The sequence below is a fragment of the uncultured Streptococcus sp. genome (genome assembly GCF_963516515.1).
Classification (GTDB): Bacteria; Bacillota; Bacilli; order Lactobacillales; family Streptococcaceae; genus Streptococcus.
Map to the genome: position 1 here is coordinate 1 of NZ_CAUQCJ010000040.1, position 15,095 is coordinate 15,095.

The window sequence follows — 15,095 nt, forward strand, 5'->3', positions numbered from 1 at the left end:
ATTGGCTTGAACACCTTTATTGTATCGCGTTTGGAGTTTTTTGGGTATAACCTTCAACACGCACCCGCATAGCGGGTGGTTTTTTTGTCTCGCACCTAGCGGAGCGAGACGGACTAATAGTCACATAAATAAAAACGGGAGAGCTGACGCATCAGTCCCTCCTAGACATAAACAAGTGTGCCCGTTTACTGAAGATATTAGATCATCATGCTACGCAACAAATTGTTGCCTGAAAATTCTTGAAATTTGTTTTGAGGCGAGTATAATAAGAATTAAATTAACATAAGGGAGGCATACGCCTATGATTGGTGACTTTTTAAAGCAACGTAGATTAGCAATGGGCTTTACTCAAGAATTTGTAGCAAACCAATTAAAACTAAGCCGCCAGGCTATTTCAAATTGGGAAAATGACTCTCGTGATATCAATGTCAGAGACTTAATAGCTTATGCAAAGCTACTAGAAATATCCTTCGAAGATTTAGAAGTTAGTTTAAATCAACCAAGTGCTTTAACTAAAGAAAGCATATCTAAAATATCAGATGGCGTTGTACCCAAGCATTTTAATTTAAAATTACAAAGACAAGAGCAGACTGAAGCTACCAGCACTCAAAAGCTTCACGTCAAAATCGAAGGAGATAAAGTTATCGGCGTTCATATTCTATTATCTTGCTTATTTTTGAATAAAAACAAGTTAATAATTAGAAACTGCCCTACTGCCTTTGATTTTCTAAATATACTCTATGAATTTGGAAAGAATGAGTTGTCTGATTCTTTCACCTATGAAGATACTATCGAGGTTAGCTCTAAAAGGATGCCTACAGATATTACATCTCTCAATAAAATTAGTAGAGCTAGCATTGGTACTATAACAGCTTTGACTTATCGCTATCACCATCTTTTATTTGCATTCCCTGGAGGAGATGACTTTTGCTTTAGACCTATTGACTTACACCTTGACATTCTCTCCACCGTAGCGAGCTACACCTATAACGAAGAGAATAAAATCTTTTATTCTAAGAAAAATGACTTACTAAATAAAAACATATCCTTAAATTGTTACGCAGATGGTAGCAAGAGTGTGGGAGCTTTTTTCAACGCTATTAGCTTGGCTTACTTTTATCCAAATGAAATTCGAATCAACGGGCTTTCGCCAGACCCTACTGTGTCCTATCTCATTACATTACTAGAGTCTTCAACTAATCGTACAATGCAATATCTAACATCTGATAAAATTGTCATTTCCAAAGTGGATTCTATTGAAATTAAAGATGCAGAAATCACATTACCTCCCGATATGTCTATGCTTGTATCCTATGTCTTGCTATTCTGGGATGAGTTAGAAAATATCATTTTTGACAATGTATTTATCAGAGATATTCCTCAAAGTTACATTGACCTTTTTACAAAATTAGGACTAGATATCATTGAAGACAAACACACAATTCAGTTCAAAAAAGCATCTCAAATAGAATCCGAGTACTTTGAATTTTTACGTTTAGGTGCTGCACCATTTATTACAAGTGATTTAGGTCCTGTTCTATCAGAATTTTTAGCCTTTCACAATATATCATCCATCCTATTTGATGAAGTATTTATTCAAAGAACCAATCATATTGCAGAATTACACAAATTGGGAATTAGAATAAAAGTTTTGAGTAACGGTGCATTAAAAACACAAGACAAACTATTAGATATTGACACAAATTTAAAAATGTATCATTTAAATGATACATGTGCAGGTATGGCTATCTTGATGGGAATCATTCAAGTTCATCTTGATAAAGTGATGCTATCAAATTTTGACACTGTTCTTCACGGATTCGGAAACATACAAAAGGTATTATGTTCATTAGGATATAAAGGAGAGATTTATGGATAACCTACACTTTTACTCATCAAAGAAATCTACGAAATTTCTGACATATCTTCCCAAGACAACTTGTTTCTTAGGTGCATGCACTGCTCAAAATCTAGCCCTTGGAATTGACTATTTTTCCAACAGTCAAATTAAAACTTTTTCTCCTTATGGTACCATTTTTAATGCACCATCCTTACTAAAGGATTTAGAAATCATTGCATTTGAATTGAATCATCATATCTTGATAGATACCAAACAAAAAGTATTTTATGATGAAGTTCGTTTTTGGAATCGTTCAGAGAGTTTTAAAAAGGTCATAAACGAAAATTTACAGATTGATACTTGTGTTAAGAGAGCAATAACTGAATCAGATTTACTAATCGTCTCTCTCGGATCCGTTGAAATGTGGTCTAAGTCTAAACACGTAATGAACATACTTCCAAAAAATCAGTTTTTCAACCCAGAGATTAAAAATGTTTATCTATCCTCTGACGATATTCTTAACTTTTCTAAGGAAATTATGCGAGTTGTACAACTTATTAACCCTAAAATTAAGATTCAATTTTCAATTCCCTATGTACTTCTTAAAGCTTCTGAAAAGTTTCATAATCTGCATTTGGCTACGACTGAAAATTATCGTATTATCAAAGATGCCATTATGGAATTAGGGGACGACTATTACTTTCCTGAATATGAACTATTCAAATACTATGTCGAAAAAAATAATCATCCTTTCCAAGAAGATGGAAGACATCCCTCTGTCAAGCTAATTGCAGATATATCTAAACACATTGTAAAAGAAATTAACAAGGATTATCTATTAGATACACCCAACAAACCATTTGCAATCAACAAAGTCGATAGCCGAGGTAAAATCAATGGTAAAGAATACTTATAGTGACGATTTACAACGTATCTTTAAAGCTCAGACTCTCCCATCGTCGCCTTTGATAAGAGAAGAAAAGAACTTATTTACTTTTTCACCCATTCAAGATGAGCTAGAGTATTTTAAAGAAAAGAAAGATGGTTTATATGTAAAAGAACAAATTTGTTTCCGAAATGTCTACCCTGCTAACTTAGTAAACCCTATCTCTACCCCATGCCAAACTTTAATTAGTTTATTTTCCTTCCGTGAAGAGAAATATGGACAAATTATTGAAACCTTTATCACAAAATTTTTAAATAAATGGATTCCTTTCGATAACATTTATATTATATGTCCAAAAATAACTGATATCCTTGGTCAACTGTACAATGTTACTAATCACATTATCGAAATTGATAAAAATCGACTTCAGTGTCATGTTCCTTTATCAGGGAATCATTACTACATTAAAATTTGTAGCAAGTACCACGATGGTTTGGTAACATTAGCAAATTTTGTTCTAATCAATTTTCAAGGAGGATTTCAGTCTCAATTAGACAGTGTCTTCTTTCCTTTACGATTAGATATGATTCGTGAACAGGCTAAGTCTATTTACGAGTCACAAACTTTTCTGGCTACCTACAATAGGTTATATAGACTGTCTAATAGCCATGAACTAGCACATTTTTTCATCAGTCAACTAGAAGCATTAAACTTTTTATTCCCAGAAATTGGAAAATTTGGCAATCATAGACACAGCTATGCCCTAAAAAAGGTAGCTAGGGAAATTTTTTTAGAGTGTGATATTCACAACATCTCAGTAGAACTTATTTTTAATGAGTTTCCATCGGTTAAAATCGAATTATTAAAACAATACAAGGAATACTCTCGAAATATCAATAAAGCGTTAAAGAAAGTCAAAAAGAATAGGGATACAATGGGGGCAGACTATGCCTATCAAACATTAGGGATCCCTTATAAACTCTACAAAAGTCAGATTGATCCCACTTACAAACTACCTGAATTGCCGAGCAACTTTGCTTATTATAGAGATTCGCATAAAAACCTCTATCAAAATCCAATAGAAAGTTATAAATAATCATGGCAAAACTACTTATCTTACACCCCTATCGTGAAACTTACACCGATATTTACTCTTGTCTTTCCAAAAATCATCACTATACACTCCTGATTGATGATAGCAAAGTAGAATCATTTGAAACAAATAAACCAACCAATGCCACTCTAGTTACTACCCAACATTATCCTGAAAAGAGAAAAGAAACCTCACAAGGAATCCTACAACGATCTCATTTCGATGCGATTGTTGCTTTAGATGAGTTTGATATGATATTGGCTGCAGAATTACGAGAACAATTTCATATTAAGGGCCAATCAGTCAATCAAGCAAAAACTTTCCGTGATAAAGACAAAATGACACAGAAAGTCAGTGAACTAGGTTTTAAAATCCCCCATTCTCGGAAAATATCATCTTATGCGGAATTGAAAAACTTTTTCAAACAACATGGAGATATTATTCTAAAACCTTTGGATGGAGCTGGTTCTGTTGACACTTTCCACTTAAAAAGTGATAACGACTTAACTCCTTTTAATTCCGATAACTTTTGGGGAGATAAGACTGTCCTTGTTCAAGAATCCATCTATGCAGATGTTTATCACATAGATGGATTTGTATCGCATGGAAATATCATTTATTGTGAACCGTCCCAATATATCTTCAATCCCTTGCTAATTAAAGAAGGAATTTCAGCTGCGGGAGTTTCCTTGGATTACACTTCAAAACATTTCAAAAAACTTGTTGATTACGCCTCTGAACTGTCTAAAAAACTCTACCCAGACGGAACATTTCTTTTTCACTTAGAGGTGTTTTACGATGGACACGAAATCATTTTTTTGGAGATTGCTTCACGCATTGGTGGTGCACGGATTCGTCAAAATCTACAATATAAACTGACCTACAATCCACTTGAGCTTCTCTTGACAGCCATCTGTAATGACACCTTACCCATACTTCCAACCGTATTTCCAGTTACTGGCTGGCTTCTAACTGCCAAAAAGGAGGGAGTCATCCAACAACTCCCAGAACTAACGGAAACGATAAAAGAACAGTACTCTATCTTTGACTATATTACTTACACGCAAGTTGGTAAACAATTGCATTCTGCTTTTCACAGTGCAGATGCTGTTGTCGGTTTTTCTTGTCATGGTTTAACATTCCGAGAAACAAAAAATAATCTCTTAGGAGCTGAGACTTGGGTGTTAGAAAACACGAGGTATAAGAAATGAAATATTTTATTTATCGCTTTTCTCCTGCAAGTATTGGTATTAAAGCAAAAGAAAATTTAGGTATTATCTGTCCTAGCAGACAAGAAAAAAATTATCTTTCAGTTGGATTTTTAAAGAACCAAATTTTTTGTATAGATGATTTTAGCCAAATTAATCTACTCTTTTTTTTCAAAGATATACAGAACATAGAGGATATTTTCACACTAGATGAAGGACTCATGCATATTGTCGGTATCTTAAAATCGCTTTTCACCTCCGATAAAGAGGCTTGGAAAATCGCTTATACTTATAAAGACAAGAAAATCATGCGCACTCAGCTGAGTGAACAAATCAGTCAGCCTCAACTATTGAACCCAAATGATAGTCTTCCTAATACCTTTCTGATTAAACCTAGATGTGAAGCTTCTGGCAAAGATATTCATATTATCTCTCAAATACCAGAGTATTATACAGCTGAGAATTTTCTTTTAGAAAGTCAGGAACAATTTGATACCATGTTTACTTGTGATGGTATAGCTATTAATGGAAAAATCCAATACTTTTTTACACATGAATATATAGGAAATATCCTAGATATTAAAACAACCTTCATCAATATCGTCCGTACAAACTCTCACTATAATAATCCCCTCTTCATTCAACGATTAAAAACTGAGACCCAAAAAGTATTGGACAGTTTAGGAACTGAGAAAATCCATCCTTTCCATGCAGAGTTCTTTTATAACTCCACTACAGATGAGATAAGCTTTTGTGAAATTGGAAAGCGGTTTGGTGGAGGAAATATTCCTTTGCTTATCAAATGTGCCTTTCAAATTGATATCCTAGATACTTACTGGAACCTTATAAATAGTGTTTCTATACCAGCAGAGATTCCAACATCGCCCAGTAAAATTGCACTGACTTTAGCTATTTTTCAGAATGGCCATCATCAAGCTCCTCCAAAGCTCCCTATCCCTATCGAATTTTTTAGAGAATATCCTGAAAAGATAAACTGTCCTGCTCATTCACTAGATGATTTACACTATCTCATCACTACTAGTGTAAAGAATGAGAAGGCATTTACACTCATAAACGAGCTACTTGAGGAATATAAGTATGAACAAAGAGAATAAAAATATCCTACTACTGATTATCAGGGGACAAACAACAAACTTGGGTAATATTATTTTTGATTATGCCAATAAACTATTAATCGCAAACCTTACCGTTCAATCCTCATTCTTTATGATGCTTTATCAGTCTAGCGAATCCATTGTTCGCTTACTATTTAATCTATTTGCAGGATATGTTGCTGATTTTAGCGATAGAAAACGTATGCTCATTCTAACAGATGTGATTGCTGCAATTGCAACTTTCTTACTATTTTTATTTTATAATCCGCAAAATATCTGGATATTGGTTGTTGTCAATATATTACTGGCTATTTTATTTAGTTTTAACGGCCCAGCTTATAAGGCTATTATAAAAGATCTTCTTTCCAGCGATGGAATCTTTACCTATAACTCTATTTCTAAAATAGTGGCTGAAATTGTTGGAGTTGGAGCGCCGCTAGCTTCCGTCTTTGTTATCCATCAATTTGGATTTAGATATGGTATGCTGATTAACTCTTTCTCTTTTATTATTTCAGCTTTGTGTGAATATCGTTTTCACATTTTACATCACCATAATACTATCCAATCAAAATTTTTTACTGGATTAAAAGAAGGTTTTACCTACCTCTATGAAGACAAAACACTCCTAACCATTTTAATTTCTTCCGCCTTTCTAAACTTCTTAGATGCGATCTATTCCTTCTATCTTCCATTCACATCAACCTTTTCTCAATTTCATCAAATTTTTGCTTATATTCTCGTTTCTCAATCTATCGGAAGTATCTTAGGAGCTCTTATCATCAGTCTAAACAAGAAAAAGATTGAACCGAGATACTTTCTTCATTTCTTATTGCCAGGTGCAGTTTCCTTAATACTTATTAATCTTTTTCAGTCCTCGCAAATTATCTTATTGATTCTATTTGCTCTATTCTCTACAACTGTTTCAATGTTCAATGTGAATTTAATGTCACATCTCCAAGTTTCTATAGATTCCAATTTCTTAGGACGCATTTTTAGCATTATATTCACTATCAGTGGTATCTTTGCTCCTTTCGGAACTATGTTTGCATCATGGATTGATTTTAAAAATTGGCAAATATTTCAATATATAGGTATTGTTCAACTGCTGATTTATATAATCAGTTTACTAGCACTTAATAAGAGTTCCCAAAAAAGTTAAATCATCCAGCTACACAGCACAAAATTTAGGAAGATTATTCAATTCCAAATTGAAAATCTTTTTGAAATAAGCTATAATAAATTTAAGTAGTGATAGGAGATAGGATAGTGCCTACAATCAGTTTAACGCGTGATATAAAGCTAACAAACGAAGATGCTTTAAAGATTTTCAACCATCAATCATCTGAAAAATTACAAGAAATATTGAGATCTATTGAATCACAAGATGCCTCCACCCTAACGGAAAATAAACTCATACTCAATGAAAATCAAAGAGCAAACTAGGAAACTAGCCGCAGGCTGTACTTGAGTACGGCAAGGCGACGTTGACGCGGTTTGAATTTGATTTTCGAAGAGTATCATTTCAAAATATTTATAACTCATCGCTCTTACAATAAAAAAATATCCTGCAAGTTTGTTCCTTGCAGGATTTTTGTTTCTGATTAGATTAAGCCTTCTAAGAGCCCCTTCATAAAGTTTTCTGAGTTAAACTCTCCAATATCATCGATTTTTTCACCAAAACCAATCAATTTTACAGGAATATTGAGTTCTTCACGGATGGCTAGAACAACACCACCTCGAGCAGTTCCATCAATCTTAGTCAAGACAATTCCTGTTAAAGGGGTAATTTTTGAAAATTCTTTGGCCTGTACTAAGGCATTTTGACCTGTTGACGCATCAAGTGCCAAGAAAGTTTCATGAGGGGCTTCTGGAACAACACGTTTGATAATACGACCAATCTTTTCCAACTCAGCCATGAGGTTATCCTTATTTTGTAGACGACCAGCGGTGTCAATCATAAGAATATCGATACCTTCAGACACGGCACGTCCCATGCCATCAAAGACTACGCTGGCTGGGTCAGCTTTCTCAGGTCCAGTCACAACTGGAACGTCCACACGACGCCCCCATTCAGCAAGCTGGGCTACTGCACCTGCACGGAAGGTATCTGCTGCAACCAGCATGACCTTCTTACCTGCTTGTTTGTAGCGGTGGGCTAGTTTCCCGATAGAAGTTGTTTTCCCAACACCATTAACACCGACAAAGAGCATGACTGTCAAGCCATCTTGGAAGTGGATACTTTCATCGTAGTTGCCATCCTTTTCATAAAGCTCAACCAATTTCTCAATGATGACACGGCGTAGTGCGTCGGGTTTCTTTGCGTTTTCAAGCTTGGCTTCGTAGCGTAGCTCCTCTGTTAAGTTAGAAGCCACCTGGACACCAACGTCACTCATGATCAGCAGTTCTTCCAGTTCCTCGAAAAATTCTTCGTCAACAGAGCGGAAATTGGCAAAGAAGGCGTTCAAGCGAGCACCGAATCCTGTACGAGTTTTCTTAAGACTGCGGTCATATTTTTCCTGAACAGTTTCTTCTACTTGAGGCATTTCTGCTTCAAGCACTTCAGAACTATTTTCTTCTACAGCTTCTTCGTGCTCAGTATTCTCTTCCTCTTGTACTTCTTCTGAGTTTGGCAATTCTTCGACTTCTTCTTGATGAGCCTCTACATCTGGCTCTGAATCCAGACTTTCTTCAACTGTGTCTTGATTTTCCTCTTCTTCGAGCACAGCTTCTTCAGCAATTTCTGCTTCTTCTTGAGAAACTCCCTCAGCTTCTGCAAGGGCAAGCTCATTATCTTCAGACAAATCAAGATTTTCCAGAGCTTCTTTTACAACTTCTTCGATTTTAGGTTCTTCTTTTTTTCCGAATAGACGGTCAAATAATCCCATATCTTAGTTCTCCTTTAGCACATATTCTTCGATAGCCCAGGCGATAGCCTCTTCATCATTGGTCATTGGAGTCACAACATTTGCGACCGCCTTAACTTCAGGAACAGCGTTTTGCATGGCAACACCGAGTCCTGCCCATTCAATCATAGAGAGGTCATTGGCCTCGTCACCACATGCCATAACTTGGCTTTGGTCGATTCCTAGATGACTGATTAGTTTTGCCAAACCTGTTGCTTTATGAACATTCTTTGGTGACCACTCTAGCAACATTTCACGTGATTTAAAGATTTCATATTGGTCAAACAATTCTGGAGAAATCTTCTGAATGGCTGCATCCAAGGGTTCTTGAGCAAAGGCAGTCACGCATTTGTTGTAGGTCATTTGACTAGACAAGTCTGCAAAGTCCACTGGAACAAAGGTCAATGCTGGATTGAATTTGGCATAAAGACTTTCTTGGTCCGATTGGATTTGATAAACAGTTCCTTCTGAAATGGCGTCAAGAGGCAGTGATAATTTCTCTGTTTCTTCATACAAGCGTGCTACATCATCATATGAAAAGACTGTCTTATCAAGGATTTCACCTGTATTTTTCTGAACTAATCCACCATTAAAAGTGATCGTATATTCATCTTCGTGGCCGTCAGTCCCTAACTCATGGAGAAAGAAGTCCATGGCTTTTAAGGGACGACCAGTTGTCAATACGACCTTAATACCACGATCACGCGCAGCTTTCAAGGTTGCTTTGGTACGATCCGTCAACCTTTTATCAGTAGTCAGCAAGGTCCCATCCAAGTCCAATGCAATCAATTTTATATCTGCCATTATAAGCCCTCCATATAAGCTATAACCGACTGGTCCTTATGATGACCAATCACAGTCTCTGCTAATTCTAAAATTTCAGGTCGTGCATTTTCAGGAGCTACAGGATGTCCCACAACCTGCATCATATGCAAGTCATTTAGATTGTCTCCAAAAGCCATAACCTGATCCATTGTGATACCAAGTTTTTTAGCTAATTCAACAATGGCCACTCCCTTATCGACATAGTCCAGAACAATATCAATAGATTCAAAGCCAGTTGTCATGGCCTTAACACCAGGAACATGTTCATTTACCCAAGCTTCTCCAGCTTCTAGCGTTTCTTCTGTGAAGTTGGTTGTAAATTTGAAAATGTCATCTGTGATAGTTTCCAAATTCGCTACTTTTTGAATATTTTCATTATAGTGCTGACTCACTTTTAAATAGGTCTCATCAACCGTATCTAGAACATAAGCTCCCTTTTTCCCCGTCAAGAGCAGTTTATTGATATCTACATAAGGTGAAGTTTTCAGCCTTTCAAAAGTTGATAGATAAAACTCACGAGACATGGTCGCTTCATACAAGTCCTGACCTTGATATTCTACCAAACTGCCATTTTCCGCGATGAAAATAATGTCATCACGAACATCAGCAAATAATTTTTCTAGAGACAGAAATCCGCGCCCCGAAGCTACCGCAAAGTAAATCCCTTTTTCCTTGTAGGAAACCAAGAGAGACTTGAGGCGATCCATATCAAAGCGCCCATTCCCATCTAGGAAGGTTCCGTCCATATCCGTTGCTACTAGTTTAATTGTCATCCTTCAATACTTTCTAAATCTTTTAACTTAACCGAAACAATTTTTGAGACACCTGATTCTTGCATGGTCACTCCATAGATGGAATCAGCCGCTGCCATGGTTCCCTTACGGTGGGTTACGACGATAAATTGGCTGTCCTTGTCAAAGCGGTTGAGGTAATCCCCAAAGCGTTTGACATTGGCTTCGTCTAGCGCAGCCTCTACCTCATCCAAGATAACAAACGGGATAGTCTTAACTCGAATAATAGAGAAAAGCAAGGCTAGAGCTGATAAGGCTTTTTCCCCACCACTCATGAGGTTGAGAGACTGGATTTTCTTGCCTGGTGGTTGAACAGAAATCTCAACCCCAGCTGTCAGCAAGTCTCCCTCAGTCAAAATCAGGTCAGCCTGACCTCCGCCAAACATCTGCTTGAAGGTCACTTTAAAGGACTCACGAATGGCCTCAAAGGTTGATTTAAAGCGTTCCTTAACCTCATCATTCATCTCTGTGATGGTTTCAAGAAGCAGGTTTTTCGCAGACAAAATATCATCTCGCTGACTATTTAGAAAATCCAGACGGTTGTGGACTTCTTCGTACTGTTCAATAGCTTCCAAGTTGACAGGCCCCAGTGAGCGAATAGCATTCTCTAAATCCTTAACCTCTTGCTCTGCCAGATTGAGGTTTTCCAATTCATGTGCCTTTTCTAGTGCTTCAGTATAGCTAATCTGATACTGGTCTGTTAATTGGCTTTGTAAATGGCGTAAGCGCTCGCTGACCTTTTCTTTCTTAGCTTCAGCACGTGTTTGCTTGCGAATCCATTCCTCATTCTGCTGGCGAGCCTGTTCCAAATGACTGGCAATATCATCCAGCTGACCTTCTATATCATCCAATTCAAATTGCTTGCGAATCAAACCTTGTTGGAGATTTGTTTTCTGAGATTTGGCTTCTTCGGCTTGTTGACTGAGCAATTCTGTATCAACCTTCTCAAGATTATCAACCTTTTCTTGAAGGAGGCGCTGGATTTCCTCTTGTTCGATATCTAAATTATCCAATTCCTTGCCTAAACGCTCAATATCAGCCACTTCATAACGTTTTTGCCCTTGCAGTTCTGTCTTAAGCAAGCGAGCCTGCGCTACCTCTTCCTGCAAGTTTTGATAGCGTTCTTGGATGGCATTTTTGTTAGACTTAATCTCTTCAATCTCAGCTTCCAGATTTTGCTTGTCACTGGCGATAGTAGTAAGGCGCTCTTGGCATTTTTCCTTATCCGTTTGCCAATCTCCCTCAGAAAGACGATTTAATTCTTCTTCTTGGAGTTTCCAAAGAGTTTCCAGTTCTTCAACTTGCTGACTGGTCTGCTGATAAGCGAGGGACAAGCCTTGCTCCTGAATACGAGCTTGCTCACCCTGAGATTTGATGTCTTCTAATGATTCGGTCAATCTAGCCATCTCATCTTGCAAAGTCTTCAAAGTCGCCTCTTCTGAACGCAAGCTTGCTTCTTCTTCAGCAATTTCTTTTTGCAATTGCTCCAGCTCTGGCTTGATGAAAATACTGTTATTCTGGCGATTGGCACCACCTGCATAGGAACCACCTGTGCGCAATTCTGTTCCGTCCAATGTTACCATACGAACCTGATAACGAACCTGGCGAGCTGCTGCACGCGCATGCTCTACAGTATCAAAAATAGCCGTCGTAGCTAGCAAGTTCTTGAAAATGGCTTCCAGTCTAGTATCGAATGTCACCAGCTCATCAGCCATACCCAGAAATCCTGGACTTGCAGCAATAGCATCTTGGTTCTGACTAGAAATCGTACGCGCCTTGATCGTTGTCAACGGAAGGAAAGTCGCACGACCAGCTCTATTTCGTTTTAGGAAATCAATTGCCTTGGTTGCCGCATGTTCATCTTCCACGATGATATGCTGACTGCTGACTCCAAGCGCAATCTCTAGGGCAGTTTGATAATGCACATCAAAGGTCAGATGATCACTGACTGCCCCAACAATCCCACCTAGGCGGTCTTTTTCTTGGAGAACACTCTTGACACCTGCATAAAAGTTACTATGGTTTCTAAGGATATTTTCCAAACTTTGGGCTCTAGCCTGCTTGTTTTTGAGACTATCCAGACGGTCAAAGAGTTGACTTTGTTGAGCTTGATAGGAAGTTTTTTGCTCCTCTTGCTCCTTTGCACAGACTTGGTAGTCGGCCAGTAATTTCTGAACCTGCTCCTTGGCAGTTTCAAGTTCTTCTTTTTGATGACCAGCCTTCTCTTTAGCTGTAGCCAACTGTTCTTTTAGCTTTTCTAATTGATCTGCTTGTTTTTGAGAAAGCTGACGACTATTTTCCAACTCGTTTTCGATACGGGTCAACTGGTTTGAGACATCCGCTTCTTCTTGTAAAAGGGCTACAAAGCGTTCACGTAAGAGCTCAATCATCTGATCTGGATCATCTGAAAAAGCCAGTAATTCAGCCTCTAATCGATTGAGTTTTTGATTATTTTGGACTAGATTTTCTTCCAAGAGGGCTAAAGAGCTTTCTTTTTCAGCCTTTTCCTGACTTAGTGCATTTCTCTTATCCTCTAAAGCAGCCAAACGGGCTTGTGCTTCCTGTTGATTCAGGGCTACTTGCTCGGACTCCAGTTTCGATAGGGCTAATTTTCTCTCTAAATCACTGATTAGACTAGTCAAGTCCATCAAACTGCCTTGGTCTTTGGCCATTTCAGCCTGTAAATCTTGGCGTTGTTTTTTAAGATTCTGATTTTCTTCTTCTAATTTTTCACGCTTTTGGTAATAACTAGTCAAGAGTTCCTGAACCTGAGCCAACTCTTCTTCTGTCGAGTCTAGTTCAGCCTTATTTTCCTTGATTTGAGCAACCAGCACGTCTAAATAAATAGCCTTACGTTGACCTTCCAAGTCTAAAAACTTACGGGCATTCTCAGCTTGCTTCTCAAGAGGCTTGATTTGATTATCCAACTCGTAGATAATATCTTCAAGACGGTCCAGATTATCCTGAGTTTGTTGCAATTTACTCTCAGTTTCTTTTCTGCGAGTCTTGTATTTCAAAACTCCTGCAGCTTCTTCGAAAATAGCACGACGTTCTTCAGGCTTGGAATTGAAAATCTCCTCAACCTTCCCTTGGGAAATGATGGAGAAAGAATCTCGTCCCAAACCTGTGTCCAAAAAGAGGTCATGAATATCACGCAGACGGACTTTCTTGCCGTCAATCTTGTATTCGCTATCTCCACTACGATAGATATGGCGTTCCACCCTGATTTCTTGACCAGCATCCTTGATAAATCCGTCATGATTATCCAGAGTCACAACTACAGAAGCATAATTGAGCGGTTTGCGACTTTCGGTTCCAGCAAAGATGACATCCGGCATCTTGCCCCCACGGAGACTCTTAACACTTGACTCCCCCAAGGCCCAACGCAGACTTTCTGTGATATTGGACTTTCCAGATCCATTGGGTCCAACAACTGCCGTCACACCTTGGTCAAAGACGACCTTAGTCTTGTCAGCAAAAGACTTGAATCCCTGAATTTCGATTTCCTTTAAATACATGAATCCAGCCCTTTCTCAACGGCATTTTTGGCAGCTTCCTGCTCTGCTAATTTCTTAGAACGACCTTGACCTTGACCAATACTCTTGCCTTCGACAAGAACTTCTACATCAAAGACCTTATCATGGGCAGGACCCGTTTCAGAAATCACCTGATAACGAATAGCCACATCCCCATTGACCTGAAGCAACTCTTGGAGATGGGTTTTGTAGTCTGTAATCATCTCAAATTCGCCTGCTTCAACCTTAGGAATCATGACTTGGTAGATAAATTCCTTGACCTTGGCCACATCCTTGTCCAAAAGGAGGGCACCAAGAAAGGCTTCAAAGGCATCACCAAGAATGGTATCACGATTGCGACCACCAGATTTTTCTTCCCCCTTACCCAACTTGATAAACTGATCAAACTGGCAATCACGCGCAAAACCAGCCAAGCTCTCCTCACGGACAATCATGGCACGGAGTTTGGACAAATCGCCTTCAGGCTTTTTAGGATATTTTTTATACAGATATTCTGAAATCAATAACTGTAGAACAGCGTCTCCTAAAAATTCCAAGCGTTCATTGTGTGAAATTTTTAAGAGGCGGTGCTCATTGGCATAACTCGTATGAGTAAAGGCAGTCTCCAGTAACTTTTTGTCTGCAAATTCGATTGCAAAATGGTTCTTTAGTACAGTTTGTAATTCTTTCATACCAACCTCTTTCTAACTGATAACAGTCCTTTTTATTATATCAAAAAAAAAAACATGAGTCACTTTAAAACGGGACTGGAGGGGATTTGGATATTTATCGAAATGAGATTTTCAGTTTTATACTCAATGAAAATCAAAGAGCAAACTAGGAAGCTAGCCACAGGCTGCTCAAAACTGCTTTGAGGTTGTAGATAAGACTGACGAAGTCAGCTCAAAACACTGTTTTG

12 protein-coding genes are annotated in these 15,095 nt (G+C 38.0%); 7 read left to right on the forward strand and 5 right to left on the reverse strand.

The window, feature by feature from the left end; all coding sequences use genetic code 11:
- The first annotated feature begins 301 nt into the window (after window positions 1-301).
- The 7 genes from RYL77_RS07650 to RYL77_RS07680 all read left to right on the forward strand — a co-directional run bounded on the left by RYL77_RS07650 (window position 302) and on the right by RYL77_RS07680 (window position 7,585).
- The gene (locus RYL77_RS07650) at window positions 302-1,879 is read left to right on the forward strand and encodes a helix-turn-helix domain-containing protein (protein WP_315010850.1); all 1,578 of its coding nucleotides are present in this window, start codon (window positions 302-304) and stop codon (window positions 1,877-1,879) included.
- Window positions 1,872-2,756 carry a GSCFA domain-containing protein gene (locus tag RYL77_RS07655; protein ID WP_315010851.1) on the forward strand — a complete coding sequence of 295 codons (885 nt, stop codon included), beginning with the start codon at window positions 1,872-1,874 and terminating at the stop codon, window positions 2,754-2,756. Before RYL77_RS07650 ends, RYL77_RS07655 begins: the two co-directional genes overlap by 8 nt.
- Window positions 2,737-3,822, forward strand: coding sequence for a hypothetical protein (locus RYL77_RS07660; RefSeq protein ID WP_315010852.1), 1,086 nt, complete (start codon window positions 2,737-2,739; stop codon window positions 3,820-3,822). Before RYL77_RS07655 ends, RYL77_RS07660 begins: the two co-directional genes overlap by 20 nt.
- Window positions 3,823-3,824: 2 nt before the next feature.
- Window positions 3,825-5,030 (forward strand): ATP-grasp domain-containing protein, encoded by a 1,206-nt coding sequence (locus RYL77_RS07665; protein WP_315010853.1) that lies wholly within the window; start codon window positions 3,825-3,827, stop codon window positions 5,028-5,030.
- Entirely contained in the window at window positions 5,027-6,142 is a 1,116-nt protein-coding gene (locus RYL77_RS07670; RefSeq protein ID WP_315010854.1) for a biotin carboxylase, read from the forward strand. Before RYL77_RS07665 ends, RYL77_RS07670 begins: the two co-directional genes overlap by 4 nt.
- On the forward strand, window positions 6,126-7,301 hold the full coding sequence (locus RYL77_RS07675; RefSeq protein ID WP_315010855.1) for an MFS transporter: 1,176 nt from the start codon (window positions 6,126-6,128) through the stop codon (window positions 7,299-7,301). Before RYL77_RS07670 ends, RYL77_RS07675 begins: the two co-directional genes overlap by 17 nt.
- 107 nt (window positions 7,302-7,408) lie before the next feature.
- The gene (locus RYL77_RS07680) at window positions 7,409-7,585 is read left to right on the forward strand and encodes a hypothetical protein (protein WP_200872336.1); all 177 of its coding nucleotides are present in this window, start codon (window positions 7,409-7,411) and stop codon (window positions 7,583-7,585) included.
- Between the two features lie 158 nt (window positions 7,586-7,743).
- On the opposite strand, the gene ftsY is transcribed toward RYL77_RS07680, so the two are convergent.
- Genes ftsY through rnc form a run of 5 tightly spaced genes read right to left on the reverse strand, consistent with a single transcriptional unit; the run spans window position 7,744 to window position 14,868 of the window.
- Entirely contained in the window at window positions 7,744-9,027 is a 1,284-nt protein-coding gene (ftsY, locus tag RYL77_RS07685; RefSeq protein ID WP_315010856.1) for a signal recognition particle-docking protein FtsY, read from the reverse strand.
- A 3-nt stretch (window positions 9,028-9,030) separates the two neighbouring features.
- Window positions 9,031-9,849: a Cof-type HAD-IIB family hydrolase gene (locus RYL77_RS07690; RefSeq protein WP_315010857.1), complete on the reverse strand. Its 819-nt coding sequence runs from the start codon at window positions 9,847-9,849 to the stop codon at window positions 9,031-9,033.
- On the reverse strand, window positions 9,849-10,643 hold the full coding sequence (locus tag RYL77_RS07695) for an HAD family hydrolase (protein ID WP_315010858.1): 795 nt from the start codon (window positions 10,641-10,643) through the stop codon (window positions 9,849-9,851). Before RYL77_RS07695 ends, RYL77_RS07690 begins: the two co-directional genes overlap by 1 nt.
- A complete protein-coding gene (gene smc / locus RYL77_RS07700) occupies window positions 10,640-14,179 on the reverse strand; it encodes a chromosome segregation protein SMC (RefSeq protein WP_315010859.1) in 3,540 nt (1,179 codons plus the stop codon). Before smc ends, RYL77_RS07695 begins: the two co-directional genes overlap by 4 nt.
- Complete coding sequence (rnc, locus tag RYL77_RS07705) at window positions 14,170-14,868, reverse strand: ribonuclease III (protein ID WP_000661480.1); 699 nt, start codon at window positions 14,866-14,868, stop codon at window positions 14,170-14,172. The genes smc and rnc overlap by 10 nt, the downstream gene beginning before the upstream one ends.
- Window positions 14,869-15,095 lie beyond the last annotated feature (227 nt).